Origin of the sequence: Bacteroides sp. AR29, assembly GCF_900217715.1 — a bacterium.
Lineage (GTDB): Bacteria > Bacteroidota > Bacteroidia > Bacteroidales > Bacteroidaceae > Bacteroides > Bacteroides uniformis.
The window spans coordinates 1-23564 of the sequence record NZ_OBMS01000014.1; the positions used below are offsets into that span (position 1 = coordinate 1).

Consider the following 23564-nt stretch of genomic DNA (forward strand, 5'->3'; position numbering starts at 1 on the left):
ACTTGCGGAAATAGTAGTAAACAGTTTGCCAAGGGGCGAAGTCGGAAGGCAACATTCGCCATTGACAGCCACTTTTGCTGATATAGAATATGGCGTTCAGAATTTCTCTGAGACACTTTTTTCTAGTTCTTTCTTGTGGTTCTACAATATTTTTGATAACTTGCCACTGTTTTTCAGTTAGGTTAGTTGAATAATTGCTCATAACTATTTGTTTTGCAACCATAAAGTTACGAAAATTATTTCAATTAACCAACTGATTAACAGATAAATATAAATAATTTAATCATTTCAAAACAGCTTCTTAGTACTTTAGAAAAATCCCGGTTTATTGTACTTTCCGAGAATAAACCGTTATATTTGCGAAAACTAACTTTTTAGAATTATGAGTACAATCTTACAGTTAGCTCCACAGAATGTATGGAAGCACTTTTATTCACTGACCCAGATTCCCCGTCCGTCAGGACATATGGAGAAGATTACCAAATTCCTTATTGATTTTGGAAAAGGCTTGGGGTTGGAATCATTTGTCGACGAGGTCGGCAATGTTATTATTCGTAAGCCTGCCACTCCGGGTATGGAAAACCGCAAAGGCATCATCCTTCAGGCGCATATGGACATGGTGCCCCAGAAGAACAACGATACTATCCACGATTTTACAACAGATTCCATTGAAACCTATGTTGACGGTGATTGGGTGAAAGCCAAAGGAACTACGCTGGGAGCAGATAATGGTTTGGGAGTGGCTGCCATTATGGCGGTGCTCGAAGATAATAACTTGAAGCATGGTCCATTGGAAGCCCTGATTACCAAGGATGAAGAAACGGGAATGTATGGTGCATTCGGCTTGAAACCCGGGACTATGCAAGGGGAAATTCTGCTGAACCTTGACTCTGAGGACGAAGGCGAACTCTATATTGGTTGTGCCGGTGGTCTTGATATTACTGCCACTTTGGAATATAAGGAGGAGACGCCTATGGCCGATTTCGTAGCTCGTAAGATTACGTTGAAAGGTTTGCGTGGTGGTCACTCTGGTTTGGAAATCAATGAAGGGCGCGGTAATGCCAATAAATTGCTGGCACGTATCGTACATGATTTGCTGATTGAGTTTGACTCCCAGCTGGCAAGTTTTGAAGGTGGTAATATGCGTAATGCTATCCCTCGCGAAGCACATGCGGTATTGGTGTTCAATCCTGAGGATATGGACGGTTTGGAAGATTATATGAAGGAATACGAGGCACAACTGAATGACGAATATGCTCCGATTGAAAGTGGTATTACCCTGAGTATAGAAGAGGTAACTCTACCCACTGCCGTTGTTCCTTCAGAAATCCAGGATAATATGATTAACGTGTTGATGACTTGCCAGAATGGTGTGATGCGTATGATTCCTACTGTTCCCGATACTGTAGAAACTTCCTCCAATTTGGCTATCGTAATCATTGCAGACGGTAAGGCCGAAGTTCGTATTTTGGCGCGTAGTTCTTGCGATACGATGAAGGATTTCCTGGCAGACAGCCTGACAGCTTGTTTCGCTATGGCAGGTATGAAGGTGGAATTGAGTGGTGGCTATTCTGGATGGCAGCCTAATGTGGATTCTCCTATACTGCATGCCATGAAGCTGTCCTATAAGCAGCAGTTTGGTGTGGAACCTGCCGTGAAGGTTATTCACGCAGGTCTGGAATGCGGTATTATTGGTGCCAATTGTCCAGGACTCGATATGATTTCTTTCGGTCCCACTTTGCGTTCTCCGCATTCACCGGACGAGCGTGCGTTAATTCCTACTGTTTCCAAGTTCTATGATTTCTTGGTGGCTACATTGGAGCAGACTCCTGAAAAGTAGAGAATACTTTATGTAATGAATAGGGGTAGGGTGCTTTATTAAGTATCCTGCCTTTTTTGTCTGTGACAGTTTGTCCTCTTTCTGCCAGAATGTCCCAGACTTATTACAATGGTATGTCAATATCCTTGCACTTTCTCCCTAAAAATTGACCTAAGTCAAGAAATGTGTTATAAAACATGTTTTCTATCCGTTTTTTGCTTGTTATCTTGAACAAAGGCTCTATTTTTGTGTTGTAAAACATGAAAACAATAGAAAACTAGTAGATTTTTTAAGGATAACAAGATTGATTTTAGGAGGATAACAAAATGAAAATGTTAAAGAGTTTTTTTAAGCATGTCGGCGAAGCCGATAAGAACATTTGGGGTTACGTAATGCTTTAAGCATTCCCCCCCCCTTTCGTGAAGTATTGAATTTTAGTTTTCAGGTATTAGTTTAATTTTTTAAGATTATGAAAAAGAAGATTGCAAATTCATTTAAGCACATTTTTACCGCAGCTGGTAAGAATTGGATGGAGGCAATGAGATATTATAGCCTCCAAATGTGAGTACACTAACATTTAAGTATAGCACAAGGGATATGTTTGCAAACATATCCCTTGTTTTTTTGTAGGAGTAGAATAAGATTTTTTATGTCCAAAAGTACATTTGTTTGAACTTTATTCACTTCCTTTGTTATTAATACAAAGACTAACAAACGAATAATTATGAGAGTAATTCAAAGAATTTGTAGCATATTGTTGCTGCTGGTTACATTTGGGGCTTCGGCATTGTATGCGCAGACGTACGATAAGTTGTGGAAGCAGGTGGAGCAGGCTCAAAAGAAAAGCCTGCCTCAAACAGTGATAAAACTGGCTGATGAAATCTATCGGAAAGGTCGGCAAGAGCAGAATGCTCCGCAAATGTTGAAAGCCTACATTTGTAGGGAGACTTATCAAGAGGGGCTGACTCCGGACAGCCTTTACTCCAGTCTGAAATATATGGAATCTTGGGCACAATCGGAGAGGAATCTGGTGAACAAGGCTATTCTACATTCTTTGTTGGCATATGAATATGCTGACTTGATGCGGAAGAATCGCCGTGTCTTGCTGTCACGTACTTTACTGACTGTTGACGAGGTTCCAGAAGATATCCGTGAGTGGAGTATCAGCCAGTTTGTGGATAAAATAGATAGGTGTAACCGTGCATCCTTGCAGGATTCCATCCGCTTGCTCAATACATCTGCAGAACAATATGTGCCTTTTGTGGTGTTGGAAGACGGTAGCTGGTTCTATGGGCACGATATGTACCATCTATTGGTAAGCCGTGCTGTTGATGCTTATCGGCAGCTGGATGGTTTCAGCGTGGATTCTTTGGTACAGATCCGTATCGAAAGGATTTATCTGGATATGATGAATGCTTATCGCCATCGTGCCGGTTCGGAAGATGCTATGTTGCTCTGTTCTCTTGATTATTGGAACTGGAAGTTGACCGGTGGTATCAGCCAGCAGCCTTATCCTACTTTCCGAATGCGTCAGGAAAAGGCTAATCGGGAATATCTTGAGGTTTTGAATAAATTGATAAAGGAATACGGTTCACGAGAGGTTTGTGCCGAGGTTTACATTCATAAAGCCAACCACCTGCGCCGTTTGGAACCGAAACGCGCTGATGAGGCTCTAAAAGTCTGTGAAGAAGGCTTGAAGCGCTATCCTGCGTATAAGCGTATCAATGAGTTGAAAAATATCCGTGAACAGATTTTACAGCCTGAACTCATTCTGACTATGAATGAAAGCGGTTATCCCGGCGATTCGGTGAATATGAGGCTGCATTATCGTAATGTCGAGGGCTTCACTCTCAACTTATATACCACTACTTTAAGTGAAGTACCTTGGATGGACCATGGTATAAATAAAGATACTTATAGAAAGTATGCCCGGAAGTTTTCTTCCACGCATTTTGGCTTAAAGCCGTTGCCAGGCAAGGATAAATTGCCTGAAGATGTCCCTTATCTTGCCTCGGACACTGTATTTAAGTTCATGATTCCTCGGGAAACGGGAGTCTATATTCTTCAAATAGTACCTGATACTGAAACGGCCCGTACAGATGATAAATTTCTGGTATCTACCCGCTTCAAGGTGCTGACATTGGATTTGGGTGACAACCGTATGGAAGTGGCTACATTGGATGCCCGTAGTGGACAGCCGATTGCTGGTGCCAAGGTGAGTTTCTACTCTTCTTATGATGAGAAGAATAGAAAAGCGATGGCAGAGGTACTGACTGATGCCGGGGGGAAAGCTGTATTACCCTGGCAGAGTGAAATCCGAAGTTATGTGGCGCGTAAAGGCAGAGACACAGCCATGATGCCGCAGAACGTTTATATGAATCATCCTTATTACGGTATTAAGGATACAGATTGGAGGCAGATGGCATTGCTGACAGACCGTTCGCTTTATCGTCCCGGGCAGACCGTTCATGTAAAAGGGATAGCTTACAAGCAGAATAGTGATAGTGCCCAGGTACTACAAGGAGTTGATTATGAGCTTGTCTTGTTGGATGCCAACCGCAAGGAACTTGCCACCAGGAAGGGGCGGACCAATGATTTCGGCTCTTTTGCTACGGAGTTTGTACTTCCGGCAGCTTGCCTGAATGGCATGTTCAGCATACGAACCAAAGAGCCTCAATCTACCGTCACTTTTAGGGTAGAGGAGTACAAGCGACCTACGTTCGAGATTGCCTTCACTCCGGTTTCGGAAGCTTATCGGCTGGGTGACAAGGTTGTGTTGAAAGGAAATGTCAAGGCCTTCAATGGCATGATGGTGCAGGATGTGCCATTGGCATATACGGTGACTCGCCGGAATCCGAGACCTGGTTATTGGAGCAATGCTGATAAACCATTATTGTCTGACACCATACAATTGGATACCAACGGGGATTTTTCCATACCCTTGACTTTGGAAGCTCTGGCTGTAGATACAGACGGGTATGGGAGTGTGTATACTTATCATGTGGAGGCGGTGGTGACGGATGAGGCCGGTGAAACGCAATCCGCTTCGTATAACTTGTTGGCAGGTCCTAAGGCTTATTCCTTTGATATTCGCTTGCCTCAATATGTTTGTAAGGAAGACAGTATGCTTTTCACTTTTGGAGTGAATAATGTAATGAATATTCCTCAGCACATTGAAGGTTCCTATTGCCTTTATCCATTTGCAGAACAAAATGGGGCAAGGAATATTGCAGGTTCTGAACCCTTGGATGATGTTGTATTGGAGGGTACCTTCACAGCCAATCGGCTCCAGGATTTTTCGGCTTGGAACAAGCTTCCTTCAGGTAACTATCGCTTGAAACTTTCTGTACGTGATAGTTTGGGACGTGAAGAGAATAACGGGGCATATGGCAGTGACAGTTTCATGCTCTTTTCAAAGAGTGACAAGCGTCCGGCTGCGTTTACAGATTTCTTTTATTATAAAGAAAATGAGGAATTTGATGTACAGTACCCTGCCGCTTTTCTTTTGGGGACTTCTTATCGGGATGCATATGTGCTGATGGATGTCTTTTGTGACAGAAAACGCATTGAAAGCCGTGTGTTGCAGTTGAATGATACTATTATTCGTATGGAAGTCCCTTATAAGGAAGCATATGGCAAGGGAATCACCATTCTTTTCAGTTTTGTGAAAGCTGGCGAGATGTACAGTCATCAGGTTGAACTGAAGAAGCGGGAGCCGGAACGTGCTCTCGACATGAAATGGGAAGTGTTCCGTGACCGTTTGCGTCCCGGACAGGAAGAAGAGTGGAAGCTCGTCATAAAGACGCCTCAAGGTATGCCTGCTGCGGCTGAGATGTTGGCTACGATGTACGACGCTTCACTGGATAAGATTTATAAGAGTAACCAGATACTACGGGTTTTCTATCCGGATAATCTGTATGGGGCATTCCGTGGTGCGAGCCGTTATAATAGCAATTACTTCTCCGTTTATTTCCCGTTGAAGGCTTGGAGGGTTCCGGTGTGGTCGTTTGACTACTTCTGTTCTCCTTATATGGATGGAAGGATGCGGATAGTGATGGTAGAAGACAATGCGCTTTTGGAAGAAGTAAGTGTTGTGGGGTATGGGACTACCCGGAATAGCTCTTTGACCGGTAATCTTAGAATACGTGGTGCCAACCAGCCGATGCTTGCTTCCAAAGCAGAATCCGGGAATGCCGTTGAAGTGAAATATGTTCCTGCACAAGTAGCGGAAGACGCGGTGGAAGATGTTGTTTTTGAATCGGAAACGATACCGGTTGGCGAGGCCTTGCAACCTATTGAGGGGCTTCGCACCAACTTTGCCGAAACAGCCTTTTTTTATCCTCAACTTCGTACAAACGAACAAGGGGAGCTTGCGTTTTCTTTTACGATGCCGCAGAGCTTGACTTGTTGGAATTTCCGTGGTTACTCACATACTAAGGATATGCTGACTGGGATATTGGATGCTTCCGTTGTAACTGCCAAGGAGTTTATGCTGACTCCGAATATGCCTCGGTTTGTCCGCGTTGGAGATAAAACACAGATAGCCGGAACAATAGCCAATCTGACGGGTAAAGCGGTGAAAGGAACAGCAGTATTCACACTGTTCGACCCTATGACGGAGAAAGTTATTGCTACTCAACGTCAGAAATTCTTGGTAGAAGCAGGAAGAAATACTGCTGTCAACTTCCATTTCGAAGTGTCCGACCGCTATGATTTGCTTGGTATTCGTATGGTTGCCGATGGAGGTACGTTTAGCGATGGCGAGCAGCATCTGTTGCCCGTATTAAGTAATAAGGAGTATATTACGGAAACGCTTGCTATGCCTATCCGTGGCGAGGAGACCCGTACGTTCTCATTAGACAGCCTTTTCAACCGTAATAGCCGTACAGCGACAGACCGTCGTCTGACTGTAGAATTTACCGGGAATCCGGCTTGGTATGCTGTACAAGCGTTGCCGGCATTGAGCCTGCCTGCCAATGATAATGCCATTTCTTGGGTTACAGCTTGGTATGCCAATAGTCTGGCAGGCTTCATTGCCAACAGCCAGCCCCGCATTAAGACTGTATTTGACAGTTGGAAGGCTGCCGGTGGCACGAAAGAAACCTTCCTCAGCCAGTTGGAGAAGAATCAGGATGTGAAGAATATCCTGCTCAGCGAGTCTCCGTGGGTACTGGAAGCTACTACTGAAGCCGAACAGCAGGCACGTATTGCCACGCTGTTTGATATCAACCAACTGAATAACCGCAATCTTTCCGCTTTTACCAAATTGAAAGAATTGCAGGGTGAAGACGGTGGATGGAGCTGGTATAAGGGAATGTCCGGTAGCCGCTATATAACTGGCTATATTACAGAATTACTTGTTCGTCTTCCTCTGCTGACGAAAAATGAACTGTCTGAAGAAGTTGCCGCCATGCGGCAGAAAGCTTTCGGCTATTTGAATCGGCAGGCCTTGGAAGAGTATCGCAATATCCGTAAAGCCGAAAAAAATGGCGCCAGAATTACTGCCAACTCCGAATCGGCAATGACATATCTGTATCTGATAGCCCTTAGCGGCGAACAAGTGCCGGCAGACAATCAAGCGGCTTACCGCTATTTCCTATCAAAAGTAGGTGCCAATCTTAAAGATGGAACCATGAGCAGCAAGGCGCAGTCTGCCATCATCCTGAAAGCAGTAGGGCGTACAGCCGAGGCGAATGAATTCATCGCTTCCCTCAAGGAACATCTGGTACAGACGGATGAACTGGGTGCATACTTTGCTTTCCAAGCAAATCCGTATAACTGGGGTATGCTGCCCATCCCTGCCCATGTGGAAGTAATGGAAGCCCTGCATATGGCAGGTGGCAACGATGCTTTGGTGGAGGAAATGAAACTCTGGCTGCTGAAACAGAAGCAGACTACCAGTTGGAATTCTCCGGTTGCAACGGCTGATGCTGTTTATGCATTGCTTTGTCAAGGTACTAATCTGCTGGAAAGTCGGGGAGACGTACGTATCACGTTAGGTAACAAAGTTTTGGAAACATTGTCGCCTACAAAGACCATAATCCCGGGTTTGGGTTATGTCAAGGAAACCTTCGCTCAAGGAAGTCCGGAGCTGAAAGCTAAAACCGTCACCGTAGAGAAACGGGATGCAGGCATTGCCTGGGGAGCTGTTTATGCCCAGTATCTGTCACCCATATCTGATGTAAAGCAGCAGGGGGGTGAATTGAATGTAGAGAAGAAACTTTATGTAGAGCGTATATCGGCCGGTGGTAGCAAGTCCTTGCAACCGGTTACGGAAGGGACCGTATTATCCGTCGGTGATAAAATAGTGGCCCGTTTGACTATCCGCTTGGACCGTACTATGGATTTTGTTCAGTTGAAAGACCAGCGGGGTGCCTGCTTTGAACCTATAGGCTCGCTTTCCGGTTATCGTTGGAGTAATGGCCTCGGTTATTATGCAGAAGTGGAAGATGCCGCAACCAATTTCTTCTTCGACCATTTGGGCAAAGGCGTTTATGTCTTAGAGCACAGTTATCGCATAGCCCGTGGCGGAACATACGAAACGGGGCTGGCCACGATACAGTGTGCGTATGCTCCGGAGTATGCTTCGCATTCGGCGGGAGGGATAATTGTAATAAAGTAACAATAGAGTATGGAGCGGAGCGCAATTTGTACAAATTGCGCTCCGCTATTTTAGGTACTCTCGCTAAAAACACCTATTTTTGTCCGACTAATATTGAATGAGAGTGGCAGAATTAGGAAATCTTGATATTAAGAAAAATAGATGAAGCGGATATTGATAACTTTATATGTGCTTGCAAGTGTGGTATTGACTGCTGTAGCGCAAGCTCGTTTTACCTCGAATACAGAGATGTACAGTTTCGGCCAGATAGAATGGAAGCATCCCGTGACTGTGCAATATACCATCACCAATACGGGTGACCAGCCTTTAGTGCTTACAGAAGTAGAGCCGGATTGCGCCTGCTCTGTGGCCCAGTGGACAAAAACGCCTATTGCTCCGGGGGCAAAAGGAACAGTAAATGTGACTTTTGACGCCAAGGCATTGGGACATTTCCAGAAATCCGTGGCTATTTACAGCAATGCGCAACCCAATCTGGTCTATTTGAAGTTCAATGGTGAAGTAGTACAGGAAATCAAGGACTTTACCAAGACGCATCCCTATCTTATCGGTCAGATACGTATTGACAAGAACAGCCTCGACTTCCCCGATATTCAGCATGGTGAGCAGCCGGTGATTCATATCGGCGTGGTCAATCTTTCCGACCGTCCTTATGAACCGGTACTGATGCATCTGCCCCCTTATTTGCAGACAAAAGTAGAACCTAACGTGCTGCAAAAGGGAGAAAAAGGAGTGATTACACTTACATTGAATTCGGAAAGACTGACTGACCTCGGACTGACTCAAGCGTCGGTCTATCTTTCTCGCTTCTCCGGTGACAAGGTGGGCGATGAAAACGAAATTCCCGTTTCTGCCATTCTTTTACCGGATTTCTCCGGAATGACGGAAGTGGAGAAGGCAAATGCTCCTGTCATCAGCCTTTCTACCAAAGAAGTTGATATGAGTGCGATATTGGCCAAGAAGTCAAAAGCACGTCAAGATATTACCATTACCAATACCGGGCGTTCTCCTTTACAGATAAACAAGCTCCAGGTATTCCACCCGGCAGTGGGAGTTAACCTCAAGAAGAGTGTATTGCAACCCGGTGAAAGCACTCGCCTGCGGGTAACGGTAGTGAAGAAGAATATAGGCAAGAAGCGCCGTCATCTGCGTCTGCTGATGATTACCAATGACCCGATGCAGCCGAAAGTTGAAATCAACATTAAAGCAAAACAATAAGAAGTCGTAAAGTCCTTCATAACTCATAACTCATAACTTATAACTCACAAATAGCCATGGAACATCCCGAAAATAATGAAGCATATAAAGGCTTGGTTGTCAATGCAGGCATTGAGCAACCTTCATCGGTCAATCCTTACTTGAAGAACCGTCCCAGGCGGAAGAAACGCGAGCTTTCCGTATCAGACTATGTGGAGGGTATAGTGAAAGGTGATGTTACGGTACTCAGCCAGGCTGTAACACTGGTGGAAAGTGTGAAACCGGAGCACCAGGCTGTGGCGCAGGAGGTGATAGAGAAGTGTTTGCCCTATTCGGGCAACTCCGTCCGTGTGGGTATCAGTGGTGTGCCCGGTGCCGGTAAAAGTACCTCTATTGATGTATTTGGCTTGCATGTACTGGAGGAACACGGCGGCAAGTTGGCCGTTCTTGCCATTGACCCGAGCAGCGAACGCAGCAAAGGCAGTATTCTCGGTGATAAGACGCGTATGGAGAAGCTCTCCGTTCATCCCAAGTCCTTTATACGTCCCAGTCCCTCTGCCGGTTCGCTGGGTGGCGTGGCACGCAAGACGCGTGAAACGATTGTGCTTTGTGAGGCTGCCGGTTTCGACAAGATATTTGTAGAGACGGTAGGGGTGGGGCAGAGTGAGACTGCCGTACATTCTATGGTAGACTTCTTCCTGCTGATACAGCTGGCGGGTACGGGCGATGAGTTGCAAGGCATCAAACGCGGCATCATGGAAATGGCCGATGGCATTATTATTAATAAGGCTGATGGCGACAATCTGGAGCGGGCCAGACTGGCAGCAACGCAGTTCCGTAATGCGCTGCACCTCTTCCCGGCTCCGGAGAGCGGTTGGACACCCCAAGTGCTGACTTATTCCGGTTTCTATAATCTTGGTGTAAAAGAAGTGTGGGATATGGTCTACAAATACATTGACTTTGTGAAAGATAACGGCTATTTTGAATACCGCCGCAATGAGCAAAGCAAATACTGGATGTACGAGACCATTAACGAACAGCTGCGCGACAGCTTCTACCACAATCCGCAGATTGAAGCGATGCTGACTGGCAAGGAAAAACAAGTGCTACAGGGCAACTTGACTTCTTTTGTGGCTGCCAAGAACTTGCTGGACACCTATTTTGCAGAACTGAAGAAATAAGGGCATATCCCTTTCCCTATATCGATGACTAAGGAAAACAACATGGAAGTGGCGCGGCGGTTTACCCGCCGCCTTCATGAACTCCCTTCTGAGGAGCTGGAGCTCATTGCCGGTTTGTTTGTACGCCGTGAGGTGCACAAAGGAGAACTGTTGATTAGTGAGAAAGATATAGCCAGGGATATTGTTTTCGTAGAGAAAGGACTGCTTCGCCAGTTCTATTTCAAAGAAGGCCGGGACATTACAGAGAACTTTGCCTGCGACGGTGACGGCGCTATGTGTATCGTCAGCCTTTTCACCGGACGCCGTAATTGCCTTCAGCTGGAATCCCTGGAGGAAGGCGTCATCTGGAGCATTTCGTATGCAGGACTGGTCGAACTCTCTGAGCGTTATCTGCATATAGCCCGTCTGCTTCGCCATTTATTGGAGGGGTCTTTAATGCTTTCCCAATATAAAGCAGACTCTTGGCGTTTCGAAACCTCACGCGAGCGGTATGCGCGCTTCGTCAGGGATTATCCGGAGATAGCCCGGCGTGCCTCAGTCAACCACATAGCATCTTATCTGTTAATGACTCCCGAGTCTCTGAGCCGGGTACGTGCCGGAGTACTGTGACGGTGGAACGGCTGTTTTATACGGCTTTCCCTTCTTTCTCGAAATCCTTGCGTGACTTGCTTTGTGTCACGATGTACACTCCCAGGAATACCAAGGCTATGGCTATTCCCTTTTCCAAATTGAACACTCCCAATCCTAAGATGATGGCAACGGTTGAGGCCACGATGGGCTGCATGTAGTTGTACATGCTCACCACAGTGGGGCGCAACAGCCTCTGCGCACTCATTATGAAGATATAGGCAAGGAAGCTTCCTCCCACAACCACATATCCCGCTTGCAGCAGGGCGGCTGTAGATATTTCGCTCCACTGTATGGCAGCCACGTCGTGGTAAGAGAACGGGATGTAGCACATGGAGGCATAGACAAACATCCATTTGTTCAGGGTGATGGGAGAGTATTTTTGCGACAACCCCTTGAATACGGTCAGATAAATGGAGAAGCTGATTTGGGCGAGCAGGCAGAGAAGGTCTCCGATGAGGCTGCCATTGCCGGCACCGGTGGTCTGGCTGCTCATGATGAGTATGAATGCGCCCATAGCCCCTACAAAGATGCCCAGCACTTTCTTGTTGGTGACCGGCTCTTTCAGATAGATTGCAGCCACTATCATGGTGACGATGGGCAGTGTGGTTGTAACGATGGAGGCGTCTATGGGCGAAGTCATGGAGAGTCCGAAGATATAGACACCCTGATTGAATACCAGCGCGAAGAGTGCGGCGAAGAATATCTTCAGCATGTCCCGGTGGTCCACCTGCTCGCGTTTGCAGAACAAGGAGAGGAGCCAGAAGCAGGCGGCTGCGCCTACCATGCGGAATGTGGTTACTGACAACGCGGAAAACTCCGCTAAGGCCGACTTGCCGATAGGTGCCATCAGCCCCCATAAGATATTTGCGGTAAGGGCGAACAGATGCCCTTGAATGTTCTTGTCCATACTCTTTTGTTCTTTGCGGGTGCAAAAGAACAACTATTTTCTGAAAAGAGAAAATCTTTCATTATATGATTTTTCTGGTTCATGGGCGTAGAAATAAGAGATTATCGTGTATATTTGCTTCTAATTAAAAGCAAGAAACCATGGAAGTACAAGCCAATTACATCAAGCGTATCGAAATACACGGATTGTGGCATCGGTACGATATTGCCTGGGACCTGCGTCCTGACGTCAATATACTTTCCGGCATCAACGGAGTGGGGAAGACCACTATCCTGAACCGTTCGGTCAACTATCTGGAACAGACATCGGGTGAAGTGAAGAGTGACGAGAAGAACGGCGTACACGTCTACTTCGACAACCCCGCAGCCACCTTTATCCCCTATGATGTAATCCGCAGCTACGACCGCCCCCTTATCATGGGCGACTTTACGGCACGCATGGCCGATGCCAACGTGAAGTCGGAACTGGACTGGCAGCTCTATCTGCTCCAGCGCCGTTATCTGGACTACCAGGTGAACATCGGCAACAAGATGATAGAACTGCTCAGCGGTGATGAAGAGCAGCGTAGCCTGGCTCCCTCCCTTTCCCTCCCCAAGCGGAAGTTTCAGGATATGATTGACGAGCTTTTCAGCTATACCCATAAGACGATAGACCGCAAAAGCAACGACATCGTTTTCTATCAGAACGGTGAGCGCCTGCTGCCCTACAAGCTGTCTTCGGGCGAGAAGCAGATGCTGGTCATCCTGCTGACCGTGCTGGTGCGTGACGATGACCACTGCGTACTCTTCATGGACGAGCCGGAAGCCTCCCTGCACATCGAATGGCAGCAGAAGCTCATCGGCATGATACGCAACCTGAATCCCAATGTGCAGCTTATCCTCACCACCCATTCGCCCGCCGTCATCATGGAAGGCTGGCTGGATGCCGTCACCGAAGTCAGCGAAATCTCCTCCCTAATCCCTAATCCTTAATCCCTGCCCAAGTGTCCACTTCTTTAAAACATAACCTTACTTCCGCCTATCTGGATGCCGCCCGCAAGTTGTCTCCCAAGAGAGCACGCAGGCGCATAGTGGCGTATGTGGAGAGCTATGACGACATCGCTTTCTGGCGGACGCTGCTGTCCGAGTTCGAGAATGAGGAACGTTATTTTCAAGTGATGCTTCCCTCGGCCACCTCTCTAGCAAAGGGCAAGAAGATGGTGCTGATGAATACGTTGAACACATCGGAGCTGGGCCGCAGCCTGATAGCTTGTGTAGACAGCGACTACGACTTCCTGCTGCAAGGTGCCACCAAGGTGTCGCATAGGATAAACAAGAGTCCCTATATCTTCCAGACTTACGGTTATGCCATCGAGAACTTCCACTGCTTTGCCGACAGTCTGCATGAAGTCTGTGTGCAGGCCACGCTGAACGACCGGCATATCCTGGACTTCCCCGCTTTTCTGAAGCGTTATTCTCAGATTGCCTATCCGCTGTTTCTGTGGAATGTCTGGTTCTACCGCCAGCACGACACACACACTTTCCCGATGTACGACTTCAACGCCTGCGTGCGTTTGCAAGAGATAAACCTGCGTCATCCTTACCGTAGTCTGGACGAGATGCAAAAGACGGTGTCGGCAAAGCTGTCCGAACTGCAAGCCCGTTTCCCCCGCTACATCGACCGGGTGGAGCAGCTGGGCACGGAGTTGGAACGTTTGGGACTGACTCCGGACAATACCTATCTTTATATCCAAGGACACCATATCATGGATTGTGTAGTGCTGAAAATCCTTATCCCGGTATGTACGGTGCTGCGTCGTGAACGCGAGCAGGAGATAAAGCGCCTGGCAGAGCATAACGAACAGTTCCGCAACGAACTGACGGGGTATGAGAACAGTCAGGTCAATGTATCCGTGATGCTGAAAAAAAACAGCGGCTACAAGAACCTTTATCTTTATCAGTGGTTGAAAGAAGACATTATGGAGTTCCTCGAGCGGGAGGAACAGTCGCGTAGATAAGATTGCCGTTATGATAAACATACGATTATGGAGATATTGAAGAAGATAGACGACCTTTTAATCGGGTGGGGCATATCCCCTTCCCGGGCTGATATGCTCGACCAATTCATTGCCTTCGCACTGATACTTGCCGTTGCTTTCCTGGCGGATGCCCTATGCCGGAAAATCCTGCTGAAGGTAGTGGCACAACTGGTGAAGAAGACCAAGGCTACGTGGGACGACATCGTATTCGACCGTAAAGTGATGGTGCACCTCAGCCGCATGGTGGCTCCCGTTATCATCTATCTGTTTGTTCCATTGGCATTTGTCGAAGTCGGTTCATCGGCAATGGATTTCATCCGGCGTATCTGCCTTATTTACATCATCATTACTTTCCTGAGTTTCGTTAACTCGTTCCTGAAGGCTGTTTACAGTGTATACAGTGAGAAGGAGCAATTTCGTGACCGCCCTTTAAAGGGGATGTTGCAAACCATGCAAGTCATCCTATGGCTGGTGGGCGGCATTGTGGTCGTGGGCGAACTGATAGGCCGCGACCCGCTTTCGCTGCTTGCCGGATTGGGTGCTTCGGCAGCCATCCTGATGCTGGTATTCAAGGATTCCATTATGGGCTTTGTCTCCGGTGTGCAGCTTTCGGCCAACGACATGCTGAAGGTGGGCGACTGGATTGAGATGCCCAAGTACGGTGCCAACGGTACGGTGATAGAGGTAACGTTGAACACCGTAAAAGTGCGCAACTGGAACAATACCATTACCACCATCCCTCCTTACCTGCTTGTCAGCGACTCCTTCCAGAACTGGCGCGGCATGCGCGAGAGCGGTGGGCGGCGAGTGAAGCGCAGTATCAATATCGACATGACCAGCGTCCGTTTCTGCACCCCGGAGATGCTGGCAAAATATCGCAAGATACAGCTACTGAAAGATTATGTGGAGCAGACGGAGGAAGTGATTGAAAAGTACAATGTGGAAAACGGCATCGATAACTCCATCCTCGTCAACGGACGCCGCCAGACCAATCTGGGGGTGTTCCGGGCGTATCTGACGGCTTATTTGAAAAGTCTTCCCGACGTAAATCAGGAACTGACCTGCATGGTGCGCCAACTCCAGCCTACCGACCGCGGTATCCCGATAGAACTTTATTTCTTCTGTGCGCTGAAGGATTGGGTGCCCTATGAAGGGGTGCAGGCGGATGTGTTCGACCATGTGCTGGCAATCATCCCCGAATTCGATTTGCAGGTATTCCAGTCTCCGTCCGGCAGAGATTTCCAGCGGGTACTGCCTGCTGCTTCCGAAGAAAAAGGAGCTTGATTCCGACCATCAAAAAGGCCTATATCTATTGTATTTCTCATAGGGAGTCATTACCTTTGAACCCTATACTGAAAGGTCAGAACATCCCCATCTTTTCTCCCAAAACATCCCCATGTTTTGGGGTATTACATCCGGGTGTTTTGGGTGAAAACATCCCCATGTTTTGGGGCAATACATCCGGGTGTTTTAGGTATTCAGTCATATAGTGAAAGGTATTCGGTCACGGAGTCTTTACCGTAAGGTATAGGCTTTGTGTATGCAAGTTGTAGGTGTGCCTCGCGTCGGGCGGGAATATCTTTCGTTTTTTACGAACCTAATTATAAAGAAAGATTGGTATGTCAATGAATTATGTGGTCCGCAAGAAGGTGGACAAGAGTGGAGACAAGGAAGTGGTGCGCTACTACGCGGCGTCAAAAGTGCTTCAGCCGGAACCGGTGAGCAATGACGAACTGGCCAAGAGGCTGGCTTTTGTCAGCTCCCTGCAGGTGGGCGATGCCCAGTCCGTGCTGGTGCAACTGCCGGATATTATAGCGGACTATCTGGCCAGTGGACGCACGGTGAACATCAAGGGACTTGGAAACTTTTTTCCCTCCATCACCAGCGAACCGGTGGAACGGATAGAGGACTGTACGGCAGATAAAGTGCGCATTTCGCGTATCTGCTTCAGGGCGGCAGGCAGTTTCATGCAGCGCGTTTGCCGTCATCTGGACTTGTTCAGCTTTCAGGTTCAGGAATTGAAGAAGGAGCTGAAGAAGAAGTAAACGGTACTTTTAGTTTCTTTTTTGAAACAGCGCGTACCCCTTGAAGCCGGAAGGCATTCGAGGGGCACGCTGTTGAAGAAGTTGTGTGTTTTTTTATAGCCTTGCGAGTGCTTCTTTTTTTTACTTCACCCAGCTTCCGTTCATCCAGCTGCATTCTTTCCTGATGTCCTCGAAAGAGCTGTAGCTCAGGTTGGCGTCCACCTTGTTGCTTGTCACGGCGATGAAGTCGGCATGGGTGTAGATGCCTTCTTTGCTGCTCAGCTCGGAGGTGAGGGTGATGTTGGTCAGCTTGGAGGTGCCGTTCTTCAGGGCGTTTTCGGTAAGGGCGGTTTCCACGGTCAGGGGTTGGCCTTTGCCGCAGACCTTGGCGTTGTCTATTTCCACTTCCGTGCCGGCACGCAGACGGATGCCTTGCTTGCTGCCGCCGTTGCCGACGAGGATGAGGTTCTTCAATACGGGGTGGGCAACGGGAGTGGCGGCGTTGTTGCTGCCGTTGTTGTCGCACTCCATCAGGCAGTCGCAGTCGTAGCCCAGTGTGGATTCGGCTTCTTGGTAAGCCACGAGGTTGGTGCCTTTGCCGTTCCAGCCTTCGGTCCAGTCGAAGGAGTCGTCGCTACAGCTTACGGCTACGAGGTTGCTCACGTTTACCGAGCCGCCGAAGAACTCAAAGCCGTCGTCGGAACCTTTGTAGGCTTGGCAGTGGTCCACGATGGTACCGTTGCCTACGCTGTAGAAAGAGATACCGTTGGCTTCGTGCTCTTCATCGAAGGCAAAGCCGGTGTATTCCAGACGAATGTATTGCAGCGTGCCCGAGTTGTCGGCATCATCGTTGCCGCCGTAAACGGCACCGCCTATTTCAGAACTTCCCTTGCCGCCTTCGGCATTGGTGTGGGCGCGTCCGCAGATGTGGATGCCTCCCCATGCGCCCGGCTCTTCTTTTTCGCTGGTCATTACGATGGGTTTGTCCGGCGTGCCTACGGCGTTGATTTTACCGCCCTGCTTCACGAGGATGTAGTCTGCGATGTCATCGTAAACGGCGATAATCTTCACGCCTTCTTCTATGTGGAGCGTGGCACCTTCTTCTACGATGTATTCGCCGCTCAGCTTGTAGGTGTTTCCGGCAGCCAGGGTCACGTCGGAGGTGATGGTACCTTTCAGTATCGTACCGTTTTCGATTTCATTGCCGTTTCCGTTGCCGCCGTTGCCGTCATTGTCGTTGTTGTCGTCGCTGCTGCAAGCGGTGAGGATAGACATTCCGGCTACAAAGGCCAGAGAGTAGAATTTCCATTTCATTGTTTTCATAATTCAATTGTTTTAGTTGTTATATCCAATTTATCTGTCTGTCATTCAGATTGATTCTCTTAAATCTGCTTGTTTGTCAAAGAGTGTTCTCCGTTCCCTTCAGGGGGAGGGTGGGAGACTTTATAGGTTGTAGCTTATTCCCACCTCGAAGTTCGTTCCCTTGCGGTAGCGTTCCACTTCCATCTCCTGCCCCGTGGTGGGCACATCTTGCTTGAAGATGACATCGCGGTTCAGCAGGTCGTTCACTTGCAGCTTCAGGCTGAAGTGCTTGTTCAGGCTATATCCGGCGCTGAAGTTCAACGTGTGCAGCGTCTGTTGCCTGACATCGCCCAGACCCGACACGCCTACCGCATGGATGCGGCTGCCTTGCAGGTTGTAGAGCAGGGCGAGGTTGAGTTGCCTGTCTTCACCGAAGCGCGGCGAGTAGGTGAGGTCGGCATTGGCAAGTATGGGCGATGCGCCTTGCAGCGAACGTTCCTTGTTGGTGTAGGCACCGCTTTGGGGCAGCTTCACGTTGGTGTACATGTAACTGATGTTGGCACCTAGGCGCAGGTCTTTGACGAGCCGTTTGCGCATCTCCAGCTCCACGCCGGCAGCCATGCCGTTGTCGGCATTCTTGAAGCTGTGCAGCGTGGCGCCGCCTTGCAGGTCTTGGATGCGTTCGATAGGGCTGTCGAGGTATTTGAAGTAGCCGGTCACGGAGAGCATGTCGCCGTCCTTGCCGAAGCGTTCGTAACGTAGGTCGAAGTTGTAGTTGTAACCGTTCTGCAACTCTTCGTTACCGCGGATTTGTGCCGAACCGTAGGACTCTTGGTAGAGGAAGGGTGCCATCTCGATGAACGAGGGACGGGTGACGGTGCGCGAGGCAGAGAAGCGGATGCTGTTGGCGGGGTTCACCGCATATTTCAGGTTCAGGGCGGGGAAGAGGTCGTTCTTGTCTAAATTGCGCCGACGGGAGTACCAGTCGCCGCCGTCGCTGGCGTAGCGCACCCATTGCTTGCTCATTTCGTAGCGCAGGCCGAGGTTCACCAGGAGGGCTTCGGTGGGATAGAAGTCGGTCAGCAGGTAGGCGGAGTAGATTTCGTTTCCGGCGCGGTAGCTGTCTTTGGGCTGCATCACACGCTGTACCATGATTTGTCCGTCGGCAATGTTCTGCTGGTTGAGGAAGCCGTCGGTGTTGTAGATGTCGGTGATGACGGGGTCCAGCTTGTTCAGGTTGTAGTAGAAGCGGGTAGCGCTGTAGTCGCGGTTCTTGTCCTTGTAGTTGAAGCCGAGCTTGAGGTGGCTGGTGTCGTTCCACTTCCAGCGCATGGCGAGGTTGGCGTTCCACTCTTCTTCGTCCAGGCTGCCGAAGTAGCGCATGGTCTCTTGGCGGTTCAGCTTGAAGAGCCTGAGGCTGCCGTCGTTGTCCTTGACGTACATCACTTGGCGGCGGTCGGGTTCTTCGCTACCGGTCTTGCTGTACGAGCCTCCCCAGGTCAGTTGCCACCTGTCGCTCTCGCCGAAGTTATGGATTCCGTTCAGTTGATGGTTTTGCAGGGTGTATATGTGCATGATGTTGTTGCTGCCGGTCAGCTCGTGTCCTTCGGCATCAGTACCTTCGCGGCGCTGGTAGGTGTCGATGGCGTTGCGGGCGTAGAAGAAAGTGTAGCCTATGCGGTCGCTCCGGCGCAGGGTGTAGCCCAGGTAGCCGAGGGCGGCGAGCTTCAGTTCCTGCGCAAAGCTGTCGTAGGAGAAGTCGTCCTGCACGGTGCCGGTGGCCTCGAGTGTCTTGTAGAAGGCATCTTCCATGTTTTGGTAGCCGTTGCTGGCGCTGAAGGAGGCGAGCAGGCTGAGTGTCTGGTTGCCTATACCGAAGTTCTTGCCGAAGCCGAGGTTCCCGCCCAGTTCGGGTAACGAACTCTTCTTGCCGGCGCTGAAGGAGGTATCGAAGATATTGCGGGTCTTCACGTATTTGTCAAACTCCATCAGGGGCATGCCGAGGGCGGCTGCGTCCACTCTGGGTGTCTTCAGGAGCGAGCCGCTGCGGTCCATCTGATAGCGGTCTTTGCCTAAGGTGTTGAACTTCCCGCCCGTGTTGAGGCTCAGTTGGAAGAAATCTTGCGGTATGTTTTCTTTGGTGCTGATGTTGATGTGCGCACCGCTGTAGTCAGCAAAGGCGGCTGCGTCATACACCTTGCTGACGGTGATGTTCTGTACGGTGGACGAGGGGAACAGGTCGAGCGGCACCAGCTTGTTGTCCGGGTTGGGCGAGGCGATGGGCAGTCCGTTCAGCGTGGTGGTGCTGTAGCGGTCGCCCAGTCCGCGGACGATAAGTTGTCCGGCGCTGGCGATGGAGATGCCCGTTATTTTCTTTACTCCTTCTTCCACATTGCCGATGCCTTTGAGGGACATCTCTTTGGAACCGAGGTTCTCGATGGCGAGGGTCGCTTTTTGCCGTTCCATCTGCAAGGCGCGTTCGCCCTCAAGGTTCTTCTTGGCGGTGACCTGCACTTCGCCCAGGGTTTGCGTGTCCGGCTCCATGTCGAAGTTCAGCACGGTTTCGCCCTTTATCTCTACGGCATTTATCGTCATGTCTTTGTAGCCGATGTAACGGACGGTGAGGGTATAGGTTCCGTTTTTCAGCTCCAGTGTATAGTTACCATCCAAATCGGCGACGGCGCCTTGTGCCGTTCCGCTCACTTGCACGGTGGCTCCCGTCAGCGGTTCTTTGGTTTGTCGGTCGGTGATTGTCCCTTTGATGGTTCCCGCCGTGGCAGCCATGACGGAAAGTGTGAGGAATAAAATAAGGAAGAAAATCTTTCCCAAGTCTAATTTCATGCTCATCTCTTTTCTTTGTACGTTTTTTAATCCGCTGCAAAGATGAGGCAATGACATTACACCGGTGATACATGGCACATACGTTTCATTTTCAAATTTATTACGATTCGGTTACCGCACATTCTTCCGGATTGTTTGTTATCCTTATATATAGGCTGCTTGGGACGAAAAAGGTTTCTAATGGTTGCTTATTAGAGTTTTATGGCTATTTTTGTATCTCAAACCAATATTGATAAATATATGGCTGTTCATCGTGACGATAGTGAACGTTTCCGGCGCCTTTCCATTCTTGGCCGGATAGGTTGGTGGGAGGCTGATTTTTCTTCAAGGCAGTATCTCTGCTCCGAATATGTCTGTAAGTTGTTAGGCTTGGAAGGGGAATACCTGAGCTTTGAGGATTTCGGTAAAATGATACGCGAAGACTATCGGACGCGTATCAGCCGGGAGTTCCTTGCCATTCAGAATATGGAGGTCTATGAACAGACGTTTCCTATCTATTCTACTGAAGGAGTGGTCTGGGTCTACTCGCGCGTGGGGTATAAGGAGCATTTGCCGGATGGTACATTGAAGGCTTTCGGAGTGTTGCAGCGCGTAGAGATGCCGAAGGAGGAAGCTGCGAAGCAGGCTTTGCAAAGAGTGAACAATTTGCTTTATCGGCAGACCTCAATATCCCATTCCTTATTCCGTTTCCTGAAAGACGAGGATATCAGTGCGGGCATTTACGACATACTGAAAGATATTCTCGATTTCTTTCGCGGCGGGCGTGTCTATATATTCCAATACGATGAGAAGTGCCGGTACCAGAGCTGCACATACGAGGTGGTGGCTCCGGGAGTGGCTCCTGAGAAAGAAATGCTTCAGGGAGTCCAGGCTGACAGCTTGCCGTGGTGGACGTCACAGATTATGGCACAAAAGCCCGTTCTGCTGGAAACGCTGGGGCAACTGCCGGAGCACGCTTACGCCGAATATGAAATTCTGGCGAGACAGAATATAAAGTCCTTGATGGTAACTCCGCTGGTTGCCAATGACCAGGTGTGGGGATATATGGGCATTGATTTGGTGGACCGTACCCGAATGTGGACTAACGAGGATTACCAATGGTTTAGTTCGTTGGCAAATGTCATCAGCATTTGCATAGAGTTGCGCAAAACGAAGGATGAGGCTGTGCGTGAACGTACTTTCCTCAGCAATTTGTTCCGCTATATGCCTTTGGGGTATGTGCGGATGTCCATTGTCTGTGATGAAAAGGACAATCCCTACGGGTATTATGTGACAGATGCGAATTCTATCTTTGCCGATTTTCTGGGAAAACCCGCGTCGACGTTTATCGGCAAGACTGCCTCGTCTTTTTCAAGGGAGGCGGCCCCCAGACTGGAATATCTGCTTGATATAGTGAACACCGGGACACATAAGGAAATGGACATGTGTTTTGAGCTCACCAACAAGCACTGCCACGTGGTGATATACTCTCCGGAAAAGAATGAAGTGGTGGCGTTATTCCTCGATACGACAGACTCGGTACAGACTCATCTGGCTTTGGACCATAGCGAAAAACTGTTCAAGAATATCTTTGCCAATATACCGGCCGGGGTGGAAATCTATGACAAAGACGGATTCCTGGTAGACATCAACAATAAGGATATGGAGATATTCGGGGTCCGTGACAAACAGGATGTCATTGGAGTGAACTTATTCGAGAACCCGAATGTGTCCGCCCAATTGGCAGAACGTATACAGACCGAGGATATGGTCGACTTCCGCCTGAATTATGCTTTCGACCGGACTGAAGGGTATTACTCCACTTCCAAACAGCCGAAGGATGTGATACATCTTTATACGAAAGTGAGCAAGGTGTATGACAGTAAAGGTAACTTTACCGGCTATGCCATGATTAACATCGACAATACGGAACGGATTGATGCCATGAGCCGTATCTGTGATTTCGAGAATTTCTTCCTGCTTATATCGGATTATGCGAAGGTAGGTTATGCCAAGCTGAACCTGCTCGACCGGAAAGGCTATGCCATCAAGCAATGGTATAAGAATATGGGAGAGGACGAGAATACCCAATTGGCAGATGTCGTGGGAATATACAGCAAGATGTACCCCAGTGACCGCAGGAGGATGCTTGATTTCTTCAGTAAGGCCCGTGTGGGCGAAGCCAAACATTTCCAGGGAGAGATGCGCATTGAGCGTCCGGGCGAAAAGGGAAAATGGAACTGGGTACGTACCAATGTGGTTGTCAATCTGTTCGAACCGGAGAACGGACAAATAGAGCTGATAGGCGTCAACTATGACATTACGGAATTGAAGGAGACGGAGGCTATGCTGATTGAAGCCAAGGAGAAGGCAGAAACCGCCGACCGTCTGAAGAGTGCCTTCCTTGCCAATATGAGTCATGAGATACGTACGCCCCTGAATGCGATTGTCGGTTTCTCCAGTCTGATGGGAGAGACCGGGGACATGGAGGAAAAAAGGCAGTATATGGCGATTATCGAAGAAAACAATGACCTGCTGTTGCAGCTGATTTCCGACATACTGGATTTGTCCAAGATAGAGGCCGGGACATTTGACTTTGTGGAAAAAGAGCTGGACGTGAACGTACTATGTGAGGACATTGTGCGCTTCATGAAGATGAAGGCTAAACCGGGTGTGGAAGTTCTCTTCGACCATCATCTGCCGGAATGCCGGATTGTCAGTGACCGTAACCGTTTGAATCAGGTCATAGCCAACTTTGTCAACAATGCCATCAAGTTCACCACTGCGGGAAGTATACGTGTAGGATATGATAAGGTGGATGAAACTCATTTGCGTTTTTATGTGGCCGATACGGGCCTTGGCATTGAGCCGGAAATGCAGGCTCAGATATTCGACCGTTTTATAAAGCTGAATACGTTTGTGCATGGCACCGGCCTGGGGCTTTCTATCAGCAAGAGCATTATAGAGCAGTTGGGTGGCACAATCGGTGTGGACAGTGAACCGGGGAAAGGCTCATGCTTTTGGTTTGTGCTGCCGATTGTATAGTAT

Annotated in this window: 14 protein-coding genes; 10 read left to right on the forward strand and 4 right to left on the reverse strand. The window is 48.7% G+C overall.

Features of this window, described 5'->3' with window-relative positions; all coding sequences use genetic code 11:
- The coding region (locus tag CSD97_RS10410; protein ID WP_244284027.1) for a transposase at nucleotides 1-223 on the reverse strand (223 nt) is incomplete at its 3' end.
- Between the two features lie 159 nt (nucleotides 224-382).
- Between CSD97_RS10410 and CSD97_RS10415 the strand changes: the two genes are divergently transcribed.
- The 5 genes from CSD97_RS10415 to CSD97_RS10435 all read left to right on the forward strand — a co-directional run bounded on the left by CSD97_RS10415 (nucleotide 383) and on the right by CSD97_RS10435 (nucleotide 11425).
- Nucleotides 383-1840 (forward strand): aminoacyl-histidine dipeptidase, encoded by a 1458-nt coding sequence (locus CSD97_RS10415; RefSeq protein WP_098032365.1) that lies wholly within the window; start codon nucleotides 383-385, stop codon nucleotides 1838-1840.
- A gap of 703 nt (nucleotides 1841-2543) precedes the next feature.
- The gene (locus CSD97_RS10420) at nucleotides 2544-8441 is read left to right on the forward strand and encodes an alpha-2-macroglobulin family protein (protein WP_098032366.1); all 5898 of its coding nucleotides are present in this window, start codon (nucleotides 2544-2546) and stop codon (nucleotides 8439-8441) included.
- A 141-nt stretch (nucleotides 8442-8582) separates the two neighbouring features.
- A complete protein-coding gene (locus tag CSD97_RS10425; RefSeq protein ID WP_005835194.1) occupies nucleotides 8583-9656 on the forward strand; it encodes a DUF1573 domain-containing protein in 1074 nt (357 codons plus the stop codon).
- Between the two features lie 56 nt (nucleotides 9657-9712).
- Entirely contained in the window at nucleotides 9713-10816 is a 1104-nt protein-coding gene (meaB, locus tag CSD97_RS10430; protein ID WP_005835195.1) for a methylmalonyl Co-A mutase-associated GTPase MeaB, read from the forward strand.
- Between the two features lie 24 nt (nucleotides 10817-10840).
- Nucleotides 10841-11425 carry a Crp/Fnr family transcriptional regulator gene (locus tag CSD97_RS10435; RefSeq protein WP_005824006.1) on the forward strand — a complete coding sequence of 195 codons (585 nt, stop codon included), beginning with the start codon at nucleotides 10841-10843 and terminating at the stop codon, nucleotides 11423-11425.
- A 16-nt stretch (nucleotides 11426-11441) separates the two neighbouring features.
- Here the strand turns inward: CSD97_RS10435 and CSD97_RS10440 are convergent, their stop codons facing one another.
- Nucleotides 11442-12353 (reverse strand): DMT family transporter, encoded by a 912-nt coding sequence (locus tag CSD97_RS10440; RefSeq protein ID WP_005835197.1) that lies wholly within the window; start codon nucleotides 12351-12353, stop codon nucleotides 11442-11444.
- Between the two features lie 140 nt (nucleotides 12354-12493).
- On the opposite strand from CSD97_RS10440, the gene CSD97_RS10445 reads away from it, so the two are divergent.
- The 4 genes from CSD97_RS10445 to CSD97_RS10465 all read left to right on the forward strand — a co-directional run bounded on the left by CSD97_RS10445 (nucleotide 12494) and on the right by CSD97_RS10465 (nucleotide 16415).
- A complete protein-coding gene (locus CSD97_RS10445) occupies nucleotides 12494-13324 on the forward strand; it encodes an AAA family ATPase (protein WP_022402321.1) in 831 nt (276 codons plus the stop codon).
- An 11-nt stretch (nucleotides 13325-13335) separates the two neighbouring features.
- Nucleotides 13336-14349 carry a DUF4435 domain-containing protein gene (locus CSD97_RS10450; RefSeq protein WP_022402322.1) on the forward strand — a complete coding sequence of 338 codons (1014 nt, stop codon included), beginning with the start codon at nucleotides 13336-13338 and terminating at the stop codon, nucleotides 14347-14349.
- A 27-nt stretch (nucleotides 14350-14376) separates the two neighbouring features.
- A complete protein-coding gene (locus tag CSD97_RS10455) occupies nucleotides 14377-15654 on the forward strand; it encodes a mechanosensitive ion channel domain-containing protein (protein ID WP_173675109.1) in 1278 nt (425 codons plus the stop codon).
- Nucleotides 15655-15989: 335 nt separating this feature from the next.
- Nucleotides 15990-16415 carry a hypothetical protein gene (locus CSD97_RS10465; RefSeq protein WP_005835201.1) on the forward strand — a complete coding sequence of 142 codons (426 nt, stop codon included), beginning with the start codon at nucleotides 15990-15992 and terminating at the stop codon, nucleotides 16413-16415.
- Between the two features lie 120 nt (nucleotides 16416-16535).
- Here CSD97_RS10465 and CSD97_RS10470 read toward each other — a convergent pair whose 3' ends face one another.
- Together CSD97_RS10470 and CSD97_RS10475 are read right to left on the reverse strand one after the other, a co-directional pair.
- Complete coding sequence (locus CSD97_RS10470; RefSeq protein ID WP_098032368.1) at nucleotides 16536-17717, reverse strand: hypothetical protein; 1182 nt, start codon at nucleotides 17715-17717, stop codon at nucleotides 16536-16538.
- Nucleotides 17718-17837: 120 nt separating this feature from the next.
- A complete protein-coding gene (locus tag CSD97_RS10475; protein WP_009037160.1) occupies nucleotides 17838-20543 on the reverse strand; it encodes a TonB-dependent receptor in 2706 nt (901 codons plus the stop codon).
- A 234-nt stretch (nucleotides 20544-20777) separates the two neighbouring features.
- On the opposite strand from CSD97_RS10475, the gene CSD97_RS10480 reads away from it, so the two are divergent.
- Nucleotides 20778-23561 (forward strand): ATP-binding protein, encoded by a 2784-nt coding sequence (locus CSD97_RS10480; RefSeq protein ID WP_022402329.1) that lies wholly within the window; start codon nucleotides 20778-20780, stop codon nucleotides 23559-23561.
- Nucleotides 23562-23564 lie beyond the last annotated feature (3 nt).